Origin of the sequence: Actinoalloteichus hymeniacidonis (assembly GCF_014203365.1) — a bacterium.
Lineage (GTDB): Bacteria > Actinomycetota > Actinomycetes > Mycobacteriales > Pseudonocardiaceae > Actinoalloteichus_A > Actinoalloteichus_A hymeniacidonis.
On sequence record NZ_JACHIS010000001.1, the window covers coordinates 3,440,919 to 3,456,261 of the forward strand.

Here is a 15,343-nt window from a genome sequence, read left to right on the forward strand (position 1 = left end):
CAGCGCCGCCGTCGCGGGGGTGCGGTGCCGGTGCCTTCGCTGCGGTGGAGCGCGGGCGTTCGGGTCAGGACACGGGCGCGGTCTGGGCGTCCGGCTCGGTGTGCTTCGGCCCGGGGCGCAGGATCATCGCCACCAGGACGGCGATACCCAGGACCATCGCGGTGCTCGCCAGCGCGGTGACCTGCATTCCGTCGACGAACGCGGTTCTCGCGGCGGCGAGCATCGGTTCCGCTTCGGCGGCGGGGAGTCGCTGCGCCGTGAGTACGGCGCCGCTGAGGCTGTCCCGCGCCGCGTCGGCCGTAGACAGCCCCGCCAGCGTGTCGCCGACGCCGATCCGATAGATCGCGCCACCGAGGCTGCCCAGCAGGGCGATTCCCAGCGCCGTGCCGAGTTCGCCGCCGGTCTCGGAGATCGCGGCGGCCGCGCCGCCCCGGTGTGCGGGGACCGCGCCCATGATCTGGTCGGTGGCCAGGGTCATCGTGGGCCCCAGACCGAGGGAGATCAGCACGAACCCGAGGACGAGCGTCCACACACCCGAGTCGGGCGAGTCGCCGACCATCGAGACGATCAGACCTCCGACGGCGGCCAGGGCCAGTCCTGCGGTCATCACCGGAGCGACTCGGGCGGTGCGGCGCATGATCAGCGGCACCAGCAGCGTGCCCGCCGTCGCTGCGGCCATCGACGGCACCATCCACAGCCCGGCCTGCAGCGGCGTGAGGCCGAGAATGAGCTGGAGGTACTGCGCGGCGAAGAACTGCAGGCCCGCCATCGCGAAGATCGCGAGGGTCTGGGCGGCCAGCGACACGCTGAACGCCGAGGAGCGGAAGAGCGTCGGGTCCAGCAGCGGGTGGGTCAGGGTGTATTGACGTCGGACGAACAGCACGCCTAGGGCGAGTCCGACCAGAAGCGTGATTCCCTGCGGCCACTGCGCGCCGTCGGCGGCCAGACTCTTCAGTCCCGCGACCATCAGCAGCACCGCCGCCAGCGACAGTACTGCGCTGAACAGGTCGAGCCTTCCTGCCGTCGGATCGCGTTGCTCCGGCAGTACGAGGGGCCCGGACACCAGGAGGACCAGCATCACCGGAACGCCGAGCAGGAAGACCGAGCCCCACCAGAACCGCTCCAGCAGCAGCCCGCCCGCCAGCGGGCCGACGGCCGCGCCGACGGTGAAGCACGCCATCCACGCGCCGATGGCGACCCGCCGCTGTTGCGAGTCCTCGAACATGGCACGAATCAATGACAGGGTCGAGGGCATCAGGGTCGCTCCCGCGATGCCGAGCAGGGCGCGGGTGGCGATGAGCATCTCGGCGCTGTCGGAGAAGGCGGCCAGTACCGAACCGGCCCCGAAGGCCACCGCGCCCCAGAGCAACAGGCGCCTACGGCCTATCCGATCGCCGATGGCGCCCATGGTCACCAGGAATCCGGCGATCAGGAATCCGTAGATGTCGACGATCCACAGCAGTTGGGTACCGCTGGGTGCCAGGTCGGCGCTCAGCGCGGGCACCGCCAGATGCAGCACTGTCATGTCCATGGCCAGTAGCAGGGTCGGCAGTGTGAGCACGACGAGTCCCAGCCACTCCCGTCTGCCTGCCCGTCGGGGTGGGTTCGACTGTGTCATCTGATCTCGGTTCCCTCCGGCTCATCGGCACGCCTGACTGGCTGCCGGAACCGACCGTAGAACCCAAACCAATATTGAGGTCAAGGGTCCGCCACGGGTTCGTCGTCATGCGGCGCTGCCGACGGCGGGGCACCCTGAAGTGGTCCCGCCGAGGGATCACGGCCTGCGACGCGCGCCGCCGTGGGCTCGGCTTGGATCGGAGGAACCGGGCTGATCGGCCTCTTCCGCGTCGACCTCGGGTGCCGATGCGGACGGCTCGACATCGGTGATCAGCGGGAACAACCGTAGGACCGCCGCCACCGGGGCCGTACCCGCAGGCCGGGCCCGGACATTCGTGTCCCGCCCCCGGAATCGAGCGAGCAGCTCCCGGACCTGCGCACCCAACGCAGTCAGTTCCTCGGGGGTCAGGTGGACCACCGCGCTGAACGCCTCGTCCCGCCGCCACCGCGCGGGTACCGCCGCCCGGTGGGCCAGCCAGTGTTGGTGGCTCTCGTCCTCGAGATCGCGCGCGAGTTCCCCGAATCCCGCGTTCGACGCGCCGGTCGAGTCGTCGCCGTGCTCGACGCCCGCACGCAGCCGCCACGGACGGACGCGACCGCCGGTATGCGGCGACTCCTCGATGAGTCCGTGTTGCGCCAGTCGTCGCAGGTGGAACGAACACAGTCCCGAGCTGCGGCCCAACGCCCGCGCGGCCTCGGTCGCGGTGAGCGTCGGCATCGTCGCCAGCAGACTCAACAGCTCGGTACGCACCGCGTGCTCGGGCAGCCCGGCGCCGGGTCCGTGGGGAGTCCGCGCCGCCATCGGGGATTCCTGACTACCGTCGCTGCTCACTTTGCAAAGTCTGCTACTTTGCAAAGCACTCGGTCAACTTTCCTCGGCACGCCGGAGCGAACTGCTGCGCTTCCGCGGCCGGTTGCGCAGAGAGGTGTCACGCCCCATGAGTTCGGACAGTCCAGGCTCCATCGATCGCCGGGTGCGGGTACAGGGCAAGCCGGTCGACGGAGTCTTCCCCCGTCGCGCGCCCGAGGCCGAACGGGGCTCGGTGCGGCGCGTGACGGTGGTCGGCGAGGAGGTCCTGCACCGGCCCTGCCGGGACGTGGTGGATTTCGGCACGCCGGAGCTCGCGGCCCTGATCGACGACATGTTCGCGACGATGTACGTCGCGGAGGGCGTGGGGTTGGCAGCCAACCAGATCGGCGTCGACCTGCGGGTCTTCGTCTACGACATCCCCGATGGCGACGGTGTTCGCCACGTCGGTCATATCATCAACCCTGTGCTGGACGAGATCCCCGCCGCGCAGCGCAGGTTGGAGGACGGGACCGAAGGCTGCCTGTCGGTACCCGGCCCCTATCTGACGGTGGCCCGACCGGATCACGCCATCGCCCGGGGTCAGGATATGCACGGCGAGCCACTGGTGCTGGAGGGCCGCGAATTCTTCGCGCGCTGCCTGCAGCACGAGACCGACCATCTCAACGGCAGCCTCTACATCGACCGACTCTCCGCACGAGACCGCAAGACCGCGTTGCGCGAGATGAACGAGCGTCGCGACGAGGTCTTCGCCGCGCGCGCCGCCCGGGCGGCGGCGCTGAAGAGCTGACGGGTTCGGCACACATTCGCCGAGGTGCGGCAGCCGCCGCAGCCAGGCCGGAATCCTGGGCGGCGGACTTGCCTCGTCGGCGACCTAGCATTGGCGACGTGCTCAAGATCCGTGATCTCCATTCGTGGCCGTCGACGGAGTCGGAGGCGGTCGCCATCCAACAGCGACTGCGACCGCTGGTCCGAGTGGAGACACCCACCGCGACACCCCGCACGGCGGCGGGGCTCGACGTGGCCTATCGCGACGGCGATGCCCTGGTCGCGGTGGTGACGGTGCTCGACATCGCGACGCTGGCCGTGCTCGACAGCGTCGTGTTGCGGTCCACCACGACCTTCCCCTATGTGCCCGGGCTCTTCGCGTTCCGCGAGGCGCCCGCGTTGCTGCGGGCGCTGGAACGGTTGACGGTGCTGCCCGACGTCCTGCTGTGCGACGGTCAAGGCCTGGCCCATCCTCGGCGCTTCGGACTGGCCTGTCACCTGGGCGTGCTCACCGAGCTGCCGAGCATCGGCGTCGGCAAGACCCCCATGGGGCCGTTCGATGCGCCCGAGGACGTGCGTGGCGCGTGGACACCGTTGGCCTTGGACAACGACGTGGTCGGCCGCGCGCTACGCACCCAGGCCGGCGTTAAACCGGTCTTCGTGTCCGTCGGCCATCGCTACGACCTCGACGCGGCCTGCGCGTTGGTGCTGCGCTTGGCTCCCCGATACCGACTTCCCGAGACCACCCGCACCGCCGACCATCTGGGCCGGATCAACTGAGGCGTGCGGGTTCCCAAGTCCGTACCCGGGTTGCCCGGGTGTCGTCAGCGACCCGGGCGCGGACCCGTGTACACCCCGACCGGACGGAATCGCATCGTCGGCTCCCGGTACTCCTCGATCGCATGGGCCAGCCAGCCAGCCACCCTGGCCACGGCGAACACCGCCTCGCCCGCATCGGGACGCATGTCGTAGGCGTGCATCATCGCGGCCAGCGCCAGGTCGATGTTCGGGAACGCCGACTCGTCCTGACTCTGCAGGCGCTCGGCCACCTCGTCGATGGCACGCAGGGGCTCCTCGGCCTCGCCCGACTCGCGCAACAGGTCCAGCAACAGATCGGCGCGCGGATCGCGTCGCTGGTAGACCCGGTGCCCGAAACCCGGCACCGTTCCGGAGGTGCGCAGTCGATCGGACAGGGCCCCGACCGGATCGGACAGGGCCTCCCCGAGGAAGCGGTAGGCGAGGCTGCTGGCAGCGCCGTGCCGAGGCCCGTCCAGCGCACCGAGCCCGGCCGAGACCACGGCGTAGGGGTTCGCCCGGGTGTTCGCCGCGACCCTGGCGGCCACGGTGGAGACCGCGAGGTCGTGATCGGCCAGCAGGATCAGTACGGCGGTGAGCAGCCGGGGCCGCACCGGCCGGGACGTCAACACCGGCCAGACCCGCAGGGCGACGGTATCGCCCTGCGGCGCATGCGGGGCATGAGCGGCGGCCAACACGCCGAGCAGCGTCTCCCCCGCACGCACCACCGACTCCGGACTCAACGCGAATCGCAACGGATCCAGGGCGCCCAGCGCGACGACTGCGACCCGTAGCCGGTCGGTGAGGCGGGCGGTCCTCGGTAGCACGGCGATGGCGCCGACGGCGGATTCCACTAGATCGGACGGGGCCGGGAACGGCGGCCGGTCACCGAGTTCACCGGTCCAGAGCAGGTGGGCCACCGACTCCACGGTGGTCGTGGTGGCCAGGTCCACCGCCCGATAGCCCCGGTAGTACAACTCGTCGTCGGTGATCAAGGTCAGTTCCGTTCGGATGCGCTCGATGGAACCCGATGATTGTCTGCCGTCGCGCCGACGCTCGGCCAGGCCCTCGACCTCGTCCTGCCGGAACACGCTGCCGCGACTGCCTCTGGTTCGAACACTGCGCAGCAGCCCTCTGCTGACGTAGGCGTAGACGGTCGCTTCCTTCACATCCAGCCGGTGAGCCACCTCGCCGGTCGTCAGGTACCGAGTGTCGCCGTCGGCAGTCATGACCGTCCTCCGGTTCATATTGACTGTATCAATATTGACAATACAACACTGTCACGTCGACAGTGACGGCACCATAAGGAGGACTCATGGAGACCACAGTGGACGGACCGATAGAGGTTCCAGCAGGCTTGCGCAACGTCATCGTCACGACGACCGAGGTCGGCGATGTACGGGGTTCCCAGGGCTTCTACCACTATCGGCAGTACTCGGCGATCGACCTGGCCCGGACGAGATCGTTCGAAGAGGTCTGGTTCCTGTTGATCGAAGGACGGCTGCCCGACTCCGCAGAGCTCGCGGATTTCGTGGCGGAGTTGACGACGCTGCGTGCCCTGCCCGAGGAGCTGACGAATCTGCTCCCCACGATCGCCGCTGCGGGGGCGAAGTTCGACCCGATGTCCGGGCTACGGACGGCGTTGTCGGTGTTGGGCACAGCCCGTGATCTGCTTCCGTTGTGGGACAGCGAGCCCACGCAACGCCGAGCTGACGCGCTGCTCATCTGTGCCGCGACCCCGACGATCCTCGCGGCTCTGCACCGGCTCCGCGCCGGGTTGGAGCCGGTCGAGCCTCGCGCGGACCTGTCCTGTGCGGCCAACTGGCTGTGGATGATCACCGGCTCCGAGTCCGCCCCGGCCCACGCCCGCGCGGTGGAGAGCTATCTCATCGCCACCATCGACCACGGTTTCAACGCCTCCACCTTCACCGCCAGAGTCGTCGCCTCCACCGGAGCCGATGTCGCGTCGGCGGTCACCGCGGCGATCGGTTCCTTCAGTGGCCCGTTGCACGGTGGGGCCCCGGACCGGGCGTTGGACTCCCTCGATGAGATCGGCGCTCCCGACCGCATCGACCCCTGGGTCCGGGCCCAGGTGGAGTCCGGCGGTCGCATCATGGGGTTCGGCCATCCCGTCTATCGCACAGCGGACCCGAGGGCCGTTCTACTTCGAACGATCGCCGAGGAGCTGGGCGGCGACCTCGTCGAGTTCGCCACCACCGTGGAGCGCAGGGTCGTCGAGATCCTCGCGGAGTTGAAACCGGGCCGCGAGCTGCACGCCAATGTGGAGTTCTACGCCGGAGTGGTGATGGAGCTCTGCGGCATCCCCCGCAGGATGTTCACCCCCACCTTCGCCACCAGCCGCGTCGTCGGTTGGACCGCCAACATCCTGGAACAGGCGGCGGGCGGACGGCTGATCCGTCCTTCGGCGCGCTATGTCGGCCCGCCCGCACCTGCACCGGTACCCGTTCGTCGACTCCCTGTTTGAACCGCGCCGCAGCCGGGCGGCGACCTTCGCCGTTCGGCCTTGTGGAACAACAATCTCGGACAACTGGTTGTCAGCGGTATGACCCTCGACATCGGCGTGATGTTGCCTGCCTCCGTTCCTGGCCCCGACCACCCCGGACTCGGCGATATCCGGGACAGCGCCCGGTTCGCCGAGGACGTCGGCCTCGATTCGATCTGGAGCACCGACCACCTCATCGCGAGCGCGCCGATCCTGGAAAGCAATGTCGTTCTCGCCACCGCCGCCGCGGTCACCGAACGCATCACGATCGGCTTCGGCGTGCTGCTGTTGGCATTGCGGCCGGTCGCCTGGACGGCGAAGCAGATCAGTACCCTGCAACATGTCTCGGGCAATCGAGTCGTGCTCGGGGTGGGGACCGGCAACCCCGCGCACGGCGATGCGGGCTGGCGCGAAACCGGGGTGTCCTTCGCGGACCGAGGACGCCTCACCGACGAGGCGCTGCGGGTACTGCCCGGCCTGGTCACCGGTGCGGCGAGCACGTTGCCGGACGGGCAGGCGGTACAGCTGGCCCCAGGTGCCCCCATGCCGCCCGTGCTGGTCGCGGCCAACAACAGACGGGCGCTACGCCGGGCAGCCGAGTTCGGCGACGGTTGGATCTCCATCGGAATGTCAGCGGCTGCGGTCCGCGCCGAACTCGCGGTGCTGCGCGATCTCGCCGCCGAGCACGGCAGGCCAGCGCCCGATGCGGCCGTCGTCGGTCCCGAGGTGAGCGCCGAACCCGCCCGGGCCGCTGCCGACCTGGCCGCCTACGCCGAAGCGGGCGTCAAGCGGGTGATCCTCGCTCCGACCGGCGCGGGCTGGCAGCGCGACTACGAATTCGCCTCGGCGGTCCGCGCCGCGCTCTGAGCCGAAAGCTCCTACTCGACCGTCCGGGTCTCGGCCTGCCGCGGCGCCAGCAGGCCGATCAAGAACGCGAGGTCGACGCCGACCAGTGAGGACCGCAGAATTCGGCGTTCCCCCGGCTCGACGGGCACCTCGCAGGGCACCGCGAGCACCGTGGCCCCGGCAGCCGCCGCCGAGGCCACGCCGACCGGCGAGTCCTCGATGGCGACGGTGTCCGCCGGGTCGACGCCCAGTGCCTCGGCGGCCTGCAGGTACGGGGCGGGGTGCGGCTTGTTGTGCGGCACCTCGTCGCCGAACACGGCCACGTCGAAGAGATCGGCGCCGATCGTCTCCAGGGCGACCTCGCCGATCGACCGGATGGTCGAGGTCACCAGTGCCATCGGGACGCCGGCAGCGCGGACGGCGTGCAGGGCTTCCTGCGCGCCGGGGCGCCAGATCAGGTCGGTGCGGAACAGCTCGGTGGTGAGTTCGGCGACCCTGGCACCCGCCGCCGCCACCGACTCCTCGGTCACGGCCAGGCCGAGGTCGGCGAGCAGGATCCCCATGCTGTTGCTCATATTCGAACCGACCATCGATGCCCTGGCCTCGGCGCTGATCGCCCCGCCCAACTCGGCGGCGGTCTGCTCCAGCGCGATCGCCCACAGCTTCTCCGAGTCGAGCAGGGTGCCGTCCATGTCCCAGAGAACGGCGGCCAGCCGAGCCGTTCCCGCCGCCGAGGCCCCGAGTGAGGACTGGTCGAGGGTCTGCTCGACGACCACGGGTTCCGCAATGGTGAGCCCGGCCGCCGCCGAGGCGGTGGCCTCCGAGGTCTCGGCGGCGGTGGACTCGTTTCGGCCGTCCGTCGTGAACGGTCGCATCACTGAGAACTCCTCGAATCGGTCGGAACTTCGGTCGATCCCGACGTCGGTTGGCTACCGGCCCCGGCCTCGGCACCGGGGCGGGCTCGATCAGGTGTTGAAGTAGGTCGCTTCCGGGTGGTGGGTGACGATGGCGTCGGTGGACTGCTCGGGATGCAGCTGGAACTCCTCCGACAGTTTCACCCCGACCCGTTCCGCTTCGAGCAGCTCGACGATCTTGGCCCGATCCTCCAGGTTCGGGCAGGCACCGTAGCCGAGCGAGAAGCGAGCGCCCCGGTAGGCCAACCGGAAGTACTCCTCGACCTCCGCCGGATCCTCGTCGGCGATCGAACCGCCGGTGGAGAAGTGCAACTCCTCGCGGACCCGCCGATGCCAGTACTCCGCGAGCGCCTCGGTGAGCTGCACGCTCAGGCCGTGCACCTCCAGGTAGTCGCGGTAGGCGTCGGCGGCGAACAACTCGGCGGCGAAGTCCGCGATCGGCTGGCCCATCGTGACCAGGGTCAGCGGCAGGACGTCGACCACGCCCTCGGTCACAGCCATGTCCCTCGGCCGGAAATAGTCGGCGAGACAGAGCCGTCGATCCTTGGCCTGCCGGGGGAAGGTGAAGCGGAATCGCTCGGCGGCGTCGGGTCGTGGCTCGGTCAACACCACCACCGAATCCCCGTCGGCGACGCAGGGGAAGTAGCCGTAGACCACCGCAGCGTGGGCGAGGATGCCCTCCGTGGACAGGCGGTCGAGCCATTCCCGCAGGCGGGGACGGCCCTCGGTCTCCACGAGTTCCTCGTAGCTGGGACCGTTGCCGCCCTTGGAGCCCCGCAGCCCCCACTGTCCGAGGAACGTGGCCCGCTCATCGAGCATCGCCGCGTACCCGGCCAGTGGAATGCCCTTGACCACCCGGCTGCCCCAGAACGGCGGGGTGGGCACGGGGACGTCGGTGGCGGTCTCCGATCGTGCGGGCTGCACGACGTCGGCGTCCTCGGCGGCGGCCTTGGCCTTGCGTTCCTCCGCGATCCGACGCGATCGTTCGTGTCGGGCCCGCCGTTCGGCGATCTTCGCCTCCTCCTCGGGATCGGCGATCACCAGGCCACCGCGCTTCCTGGTCATGATGCGGTCCATCAACCGCAGGCCCTCGAAGGCGTCCCTGGCATAGCTGACATGACCGTTGAAGACCTCGGCGAGGTCGTTCTCCACATAGGATCGGGTCAGCGCCGCGCCGCCGAGCAGCACCGGCCAACGCTCCCCGACACCCCTGGTCATCATCTCCAGGAGGTTCTCCTTCATGATCACCGTCGACTTCACCAGCAGCCCGGACATGCCGATGACATCGACCCGGTGCTGCTCGGCGGCATCGAGGATCGCGTTGATGGGCTGCTTGATCCCGAGGTTGACCACCTGGTAGCCGTTGTTGGACAGGATGATGTCCACCAGGTTCTTGCCGATGTCGTGCACATCGCCCTTGACGGTGGCGAGCACGATACGACCCTTGCCCTCGGAGTCGCTCTTCTCCATGTGCGGTTCGAGGTAGGCCACGGCGGTCTTCATCACCTCGGCGGACTGCAGCACGAACGGCAGCTGCATCTGGCCGGAGCCGAACAACTCGCCCACGGTCTTCATCCCGGCGAGCAGGGTCTCGTTGATGATCTCCAGCGCCGGACGCTCCAGCAGCGCCGCCTCCAGATCCACCTCCAGGCCCTTGCGCTCGCCGTCGACGATGCGCCGCTGGAGCCGGTCGAACAACGGCAGCGCGGCCAGTTCCTCGGCGCGGGAGGCACGGGCCGAGGACGCGGTGGCGCCCTCGAAGAGCTGCATCAACCGCTGCAACGGGTCGTAGCCCTCCCGTCTGCGGTCGTAGACCAGGTCCAGCGCGATCTCGCGGTGCTCGTCGGGGATTCGCGCCATGGGCAGGATCTTGGACGCGTGCACGATGGCGGTGTCCAGACCCGCCTCGACGCATTCGTGCAGGAAGACCGAGTTCAGCACCTGTCGCGCCGCGGCGTTGAGCCCGAAGGAGATGTTGGAGATGCCCAAGGTGGTCTGCACGGCCGGGTAGCGCCGTTTGAGTTCGCGGATGGCCTCGATCGTCTCGATGCCGTCCCGGCGGACCTCTTCCTGACCGGTGGAGATCGGGAAGGTGAGGCAGTCGACGATGACGTCCTCGGTGCGGACGCCCCAGTTCTCCCGCAGGTCCTCCAGGATCCGGGTCGCGATGCGGACCTTGCCCTCCGCCGTGCGAGCCTGACCCTCCTCGTCGATGCACATCACCACGACGGCGGCGCCGTGCTCGGCGACGAGTTCCATCGTGCGGTGGAACCGCGAGGTCGGCCCGGTACCGTCCTCGTAGTTCACCGAGTTGACGACGCAGCGCCCACCGAGACGTTCCAGCCCGGCGCGCAGCACCTCCGGTTCGGTGGAGTCGAGCATGATCGGCAGGGTGGACGCCGTCGCAAGCCTGCCTGCGAGTTCGCTCATGTCCGCAGCGCCGTCGCGACCCACGTAGTCGACGCAGAGGTCCAGCAGGTGCGCGCCCTCCCTGGTCTGGGCCCGGCCGATCTCGACGCAGTCTTCGAAGCGCCCTTCGAGCATCGCCTCCCGGAACGCCTTCGATCCGTTGGCGTTGGTGCGTTCGGCGACCATCAGGACGCTGGCGTCCTGGCGGAAGGGCACGGACTGGTAGAGCGAGGCGACGCCCGCCTCCGGCCGGGGCGTCCGGGGCGCCGGGGTCAGGCCTGCGACCGCGTCGACCACGGCGGAGATGTGGGCACCGGTCGTCCCGCAGCAACCGCCCACCAGGCCGACGCCGAACTCGGTGACGAATCCGGAGAGCGCCTCGGCCAGTTCCTCGGGCCCCAGCGGATACTCGGCGCCGTTGGGCCCCAGCTGGGGCAGCCCGGCGTTGGGCATCACCGACAGCGGGATCCTGGCGTTCTGGGAGAGCTGCCGGAGGTGTTCGCTCATCTCGGCGGGTCCGGTGGCGCAGTTCAAGCCGATGAGATCGATGCCCAGTGGTTCGAGCGCGACCAGGGCGGCGGTGATCTCGCTGCCCAGCAGCATGGTGCCGGTGGTCTCGACCGTCACCTGCGCGATCACCGGGACGATGCGACCCTCCTCGCCCATCGCCCGCTTGGCCCCCAGGATCGCGGCCTTGGTCTGCAGCAGGTCCTGGCAGGTCTCCACCAGGATGGCGTCCGCGCCCCCGGAGACCAGTCCCCGGACCTGTTCGGTGTAGGCGTCGCGCAGGGTCGCGTAGGTGGTGTGTCCGAGCGTGGGCAGCTTGGTCCCCGGCCCGACGGAGCCCAGCACGAACCGAGGACGCTCCGGCGTGGTGAATTCGTCGGCAACCTCCCTGGCCAATGCGGCACCGAGATGCGATAGTTCGCGAATTCGGTCGGCAATGTCGTAATCAGCCAGATTGGATAGATTGGCGCCGAAGGTATTGGTTTCGACGGCGTCGGCTCCTGCTTCGAGATAACCTCGATGCACGGAGCGGACGACGTCCGGGCGGGTGACATTCAGGATTTCGTTACAGCCTTCGAGACCCGCGAAATCATCGAGCGTCAACGGCCAGGATTGCAGCATCGTCCCCATCGCCCCATCGGCCACGAGGACCCGGTGGGCAAGGGCGTCCAGAAACGGCGACGTGACACGATCCGACATGCGCCCAGCCTACGGTCTTACTCGTCGTGCCAGGGTCGTAGTCTTGACGAGTGACCCCTGCGGAAATGAACGCTGACGAGGTAGCGGCAACACCGCCGACCCTGACGGATCCGGTACTCGTGGCCGCGTTCGAGGGTTGGAACGACGCTGGTGACGCAGCTAGTACCGCAATCGAGCACCTGCAACTCGCCTGGGACGCCACTCCTCTGTTCGAGATCGATCCCGACGATTATTACGACTTCACGGTGACCCGGCCCACGATCCACCTGGTGGACGGTGTCACCCGCAGAGTCGAGTGGCCGACGACCAGGATGACTGTGTGTCGCCCGCCGGGTTCATCGCGTGACGTGGTGCTGTTGCACGGTATCGAGCCCAACATGCGGTGGCGGTCGTTCTGCTCGCGTCTGGTCGAACAGATCGAGAAGCTGGGAGTGACCACCGTGATCACGCTGGGTTCGCTGTTGGCCGATACCGCCCACACCCGGCCCGTTCCGATTACCGGAAGTGCTTACGACAGCGAGGCCGCCACCCGCTTCAATCTCGAACGTTCCCGATACGAGGGCGCATCGGGAATCCTCGCCGTCTTCCACGATTACTGCGTTCAGGCCGGGGTGCCCGCGGTCTCCTTCTGGGCCGCCGTTCCGCATTACGTATCGCAGGCTCCGGCGCCCAAGACGACGCTGGCACTGCTGCGGCGGGTCGAGGACGTCCTGGATATCGAGGTCCCGGTCGGGACGCTGCCCGAGCAGACCGAGGAGTGGGAGCAGACGGTCTCGGAGATGGCCGACGAGGACGAGGACGTCGCCAACTACGTGCGTGCCCTTGAGGAACGCGGCGATGAGATCACCATGACCGAGGCCAACGGTGACGCCATCGCCGCCGAGTTCGAGCGTTATCTACGCCGCAGGCACCGTGGCGGTTGGGGATCGTCCGGTTCCGGTTCGAAGGGATCCTGAACCGCCTCTCATGGTGCGGGGCTCGGGACGCCCCTGGTCCGTCGGGCCAGCAGCTCGACCACGTCCTGGATGCTGTTCCGCCGCGCGAACGCGGCTCGTTGACGGGCCACCGGCGACTCCGCGCGGCGGGACGCCGCCAGCAGCGCCGTGACCACGGCCTCGTCGCCCATCGCGGCCAACCCGGGCCGCGCCCAGGCGATCATCCGGTCGATCAGCACCCTGCCGGGCAGGAGTTCACCGGTCATCGGGTCGATCACCATGCCGTCCGCGCCGTCTCGGGCGGCCCGCCAGAGCGCCAGGCGCAGCGTCGGCTCGGCCACGGCGGGCGGCGGTAGGCCCGCGTCGACCCGGATCAGCGCGGTCGCCGCCAGCCCCCGGATGATCAAGGCGAACAGCAGTGCCTCCTCGGCGGTCGGTAAGACGTCGCCGATCCGGATCTCGAGAGTGGGCAGGTGCGAGGACGGCCGCATCAGCCAGTAGATCATTCCCCGGTCCAGCGCCGCGCCGGAGCGGAGCACTTCGCGGACCCCGTCCTGGTAGTGGCTCACCGATTCGAAGACCGGCGGCGGCCCCGCCGAGGGCACCTGCCACCACATGGTGCTGCGCCAGCTCGCGTGCCCGGAGTCCACTCCCCGATGGAACGGCGAGTTCGCGCTCAAGGCCAGCAGGCCGGGGAGGAAGGCGCGCAGCTGATTGCTCACGGCCACGGCGTGTTCGAGATCGGGCATGCCGATGTGCACGTGGCAGCCGGAGGTCAGCAGACTCTCCAGCATCGCGCCCATCTCCTCGGCGATCCGCAGATAGCGACTGGTCTCCGTCACGGGGAACGGGCGGTCCAGTTCGTGAATGGGAGCCCCGCAGGCCACCAATCGGTGACCGTGGCGGTCGGCGGCCACGGCGAGGGCACGTCGACCGGATTCGAGCTTGCCGATGAGCTCGCCCGCGGTGCGACAGATCGGCGAGACCGACTCGACCTGGAACTCGCTGACCTCCGCGCTGAATTCAACCTCGGCGGGCGCCACCGTGCGCAGCACCTCCGGCGCCGCCGTCACACACCGGCCGAATCGATCTACCAGGAAGAATTCCTCTTCGACACCGAACGTGAGGGGCTCCACCGACGGTGGTCGCTGAATCGGGAACCCGGCTGGCACGACGCTATGAGTCGGCGAGTCGGTCGGCGTACGCCTCTGGCCGTCTGCTGTAGATGTCATCGCAGGTGAACCAACCCCTCATCAATCGGCGCTCCGGCCGCGGGATTGAGCAGGAGATCTCCATGTTCTGCCTCGGGTCAGCCGGCCGGCTACGGTCGGCGACCGTTGTCACTCTGGTGACACACGGGATGCGGCCGGACGGAGCAGTGAACGGCGGTTCCGCTCGGGTGGATGCGACCCGCTCGCCTCCGCACCGACGTCACATCGCCGGACAGCCGGTCGGTCTGGCTCGCATCGGGCGGAGAGATCCGAGGCCGGGCCCCGGTCTCGAATCGGTGCGCGCCCGCTGATTCCGGGCTACCCAACAGGCACTCGAGGTATTCGCCCATCCGGGGCTCACCGGAGCCCCGCATCCTCGCATGCGGGGCACCGGCACCACCGGAAGACGACGGAGTTCGCGGCGAATCGAAAGATCGACGAACGTCACACCGCACACCCGGCGCGCGGACCACGACGTGGGTTTAATCGATCTCGAAACCAATTCACGAAAGGGCGTGGCAATGCGAAGGCGTTGGCGATGGGTGCTGGCGGGGACGGCCACGGTGGCGCTGGTGTTGGGCGGCCCCACCGCCTGGGCGTACTCGGCTAGCTCCGGACGGATCGTCGAGCCGGATGAGGCGCCCGAGACCGACGTCGCCCTGGTGCTGGGCGCCGGGGTTCGACCGAACGGCCAGCCGTCGCGATTGCTTGCGGGCCGGTTGGACGTGGCCGCTGAGCTGTACCACCAGGGCGTGGTCCGCGTCCTGTTGCTCAGCGGCAGCGTGGGGCCCGGCGACTACGACGAGCCCGGGACGATGCGGGACTACCTGACCGAGCGTGGCGTGGCGCCCGAGGCGATCGTGGAGGACAGCTCGGGCAACAGCACCTGGGATTCCTGCCTACGGGCCAGGGACGTCTACGGCATCCACGATCTGATCATCGTGAGCCAGCGCTTCCATCTACCGCGTGCGGTGGCGCTGTGCGGTTCGGCCGGGCTCAACGTCCACGGGGTGCCGCACAACTCGGGCGAGTCGAATCCGCCGGGCACCCGGTTGGGCTATCTGCGGGAGACCGCAGCACGGCTGCCCGCGATGTGGACGGCGCTGGTGACGAGTTCCAACGCCGCCAGCGACGCCGCCCCGGACCCCTCGGTGTCCGACGCACTCGACGTCGAGGCCCCGACGACGGCCGACGAGGACTCGACGCAGCAGGCCGGCCACGGCGCGCCGAACGCCAGGCAGGGCGAATAGCCCCGCCGCCCGCTCGGACCCGCTGCCAGGACGGCTGCCCACACGGCCCGCATCGCCCGATTCGTCGGCGGACGATGCCGG

General features: G+C 69.1%; 12 protein-coding genes. 6 read left to right on the plus strand and 6 right to left on the minus strand.

Features of this window, described 5'->3' with window-relative positions:
* Positions 1 to 64: 64 nt before the first annotated feature.
* Both BKA25_RS13985 and BKA25_RS13990 read right to left on the minus strand, forming a co-directional pair.
* Complete coding sequence (locus BKA25_RS13985) at positions 65 to 1,618, minus strand: MFS transporter (protein ID WP_069849242.1); 1,554 nt, start codon at positions 1,616 to 1,618, stop codon at positions 65 to 67.
* Between the two features lie 156 nt (positions 1,619 to 1,774).
* On the minus strand, positions 1,775 to 2,449 hold the full coding sequence (locus tag BKA25_RS13990) for a helix-turn-helix domain-containing protein (protein WP_236750789.1): 675 nt from the start codon (positions 2,447 to 2,449) through the stop codon (positions 1,775 to 1,777).
* Between the two features lie 106 nt (positions 2,450 to 2,555).
* Here BKA25_RS13990 and def point away from each other — a divergent pair, with 106 nt between their 5' ends.
* Together def and BKA25_RS14000 are read left to right on the plus strand one after the other, a co-directional pair.
* Positions 2,556 to 3,215 carry a peptide deformylase gene (gene def, locus BKA25_RS13995; protein ID WP_069849239.1) on the plus strand — a complete coding sequence of 220 codons (660 nt, stop codon included), beginning with the start codon at positions 2,556 to 2,558 and terminating at the stop codon, positions 3,213 to 3,215.
* 98 nt (positions 3,216 to 3,313) lie between these two features.
* Entirely contained in the window at positions 3,314 to 3,973 is a 660-nt protein-coding gene (locus tag BKA25_RS14000; RefSeq protein WP_069849238.1) for an endonuclease V, read from the plus strand.
* A 44-nt stretch (positions 3,974 to 4,017) separates the two neighbouring features.
* Here BKA25_RS14000 and BKA25_RS14005 read toward each other — a convergent pair whose 3' ends face one another.
* A complete protein-coding gene (locus BKA25_RS14005) occupies positions 4,018 to 5,217 on the minus strand; it encodes a citrate/2-methylcitrate synthase (protein ID WP_084642974.1) in 1,200 nt (399 codons plus the stop codon).
* A gap of 86 nt (positions 5,218 to 5,303) precedes the next feature.
* Here BKA25_RS14005 and BKA25_RS14010 point away from each other — a divergent pair, with 86 nt between their 5' ends.
* Both BKA25_RS14010 and BKA25_RS14015 read left to right on the plus strand, forming a co-directional pair.
* Entirely contained in the window at positions 5,304 to 6,473 is a 1,170-nt protein-coding gene (locus tag BKA25_RS14010) for a citrate synthase/methylcitrate synthase (protein WP_069849233.1), read from the plus strand.
* Between the two features lie 78 nt (positions 6,474 to 6,551).
* Positions 6,552 to 7,358: an LLM class flavin-dependent oxidoreductase gene (locus tag BKA25_RS14015; protein WP_069853643.1), complete on the plus strand. Its 807-nt coding sequence runs from the start codon at positions 6,552 to 6,554 to the stop codon at positions 7,356 to 7,358.
* An 11-nt stretch (positions 7,359 to 7,369) separates the two neighbouring features.
* Here BKA25_RS14015 and BKA25_RS14020 read toward each other — a convergent pair whose 3' ends face one another.
* Entirely contained in the window at positions 7,370 to 8,212 is an 843-nt protein-coding gene (locus BKA25_RS14020) for an HAD family hydrolase (protein WP_257786107.1), read from the minus strand.
* A gap of 90 nt (positions 8,213 to 8,302) precedes the next feature.
* A complete protein-coding gene (gene metH / locus BKA25_RS14025; RefSeq protein ID WP_069849232.1) occupies positions 8,303 to 11,866 on the minus strand; it encodes a methionine synthase in 3,564 nt (1,187 codons plus the stop codon).
* A 65-nt stretch (positions 11,867 to 11,931) separates the two neighbouring features.
* Between metH and BKA25_RS14030 the strand changes: the two genes are divergently transcribed.
* A complete protein-coding gene (locus BKA25_RS14030) occupies positions 11,932 to 12,822 on the plus strand; it encodes a PAC2 family protein (RefSeq protein WP_069849230.1) in 891 nt (296 codons plus the stop codon).
* A gap of 8 nt (positions 12,823 to 12,830) precedes the next feature.
* Here BKA25_RS14030 and BKA25_RS14035 read toward each other — a convergent pair whose 3' ends face one another.
* Complete coding sequence (locus tag BKA25_RS14035; RefSeq protein WP_216637822.1) at positions 12,831 to 13,937, minus strand: carboxylate-amine ligase; 1,107 nt, start codon at positions 13,935 to 13,937, stop codon at positions 12,831 to 12,833.
* A 596-nt stretch (positions 13,938 to 14,533) separates the two neighbouring features.
* On the opposite strand from BKA25_RS14035, the gene BKA25_RS14040 reads away from it, so the two are divergent.
* Entirely contained in the window at positions 14,534 to 15,262 is a 729-nt protein-coding gene (locus BKA25_RS14040) for a SanA/YdcF family protein (protein WP_069849227.1), read from the plus strand.
* The last annotated feature ends 81 nt before the right edge of the window (positions 15,263 to 15,343 follow it).

Coding starts and splice junctions, on each gene's coding strand:
- BKA25_RS13985 (WP_069849242.1), bottom strand. CDS start 1,618: ATGACACAGTCGAACCCACCCCGACGGGCAGGCAGACGGGAGTGGCTG.
- def (WP_069849239.1), top strand. CDS start 2,556: ATGAGTTCGGACAGTCCAGGCTCCATCGATCGCCGGGTGCGGGTACAG.
- BKA25_RS14005 (WP_084642974.1), bottom strand. CDS start 5,217: ATGACTGCCGACGGCGACACTCGGTACCTGACGACCGGCGAGGTGGCT.
- BKA25_RS14010 (WP_069849233.1), top strand. CDS start 5,304: ATGGAGACCACAGTGGACGGACCGATAGAGGTTCCAGCAGGCTTGCGC.
- BKA25_RS14015 (WP_069853643.1), top strand. CDS start 6,552: ATGACCCTCGACATCGGCGTGATGTTGCCTGCCTCCGTTCCTGGCCCC.
- BKA25_RS14020 (WP_257786107.1), bottom strand. CDS start 8,212: ATGCGACCGTTCACGACGGACGGCCGAAACGAGTCCACCGCCGCCGAG.
- metH (WP_069849232.1), bottom strand. CDS start 11,866: ATGTCGGATCGTGTCACGTCGCCGTTTCTGGACGCCCTTGCCCACCGG.
- BKA25_RS14030 (WP_069849230.1), top strand. CDS start 11,932: ATGAACGCTGACGAGGTAGCGGCAACACCGCCGACCCTGACGGATCCG.
- BKA25_RS14040 (WP_069849227.1), top strand. CDS start 14,534: ATGCGAAGGCGTTGGCGATGGGTGCTGGCGGGGACGGCCACGGTGGCG.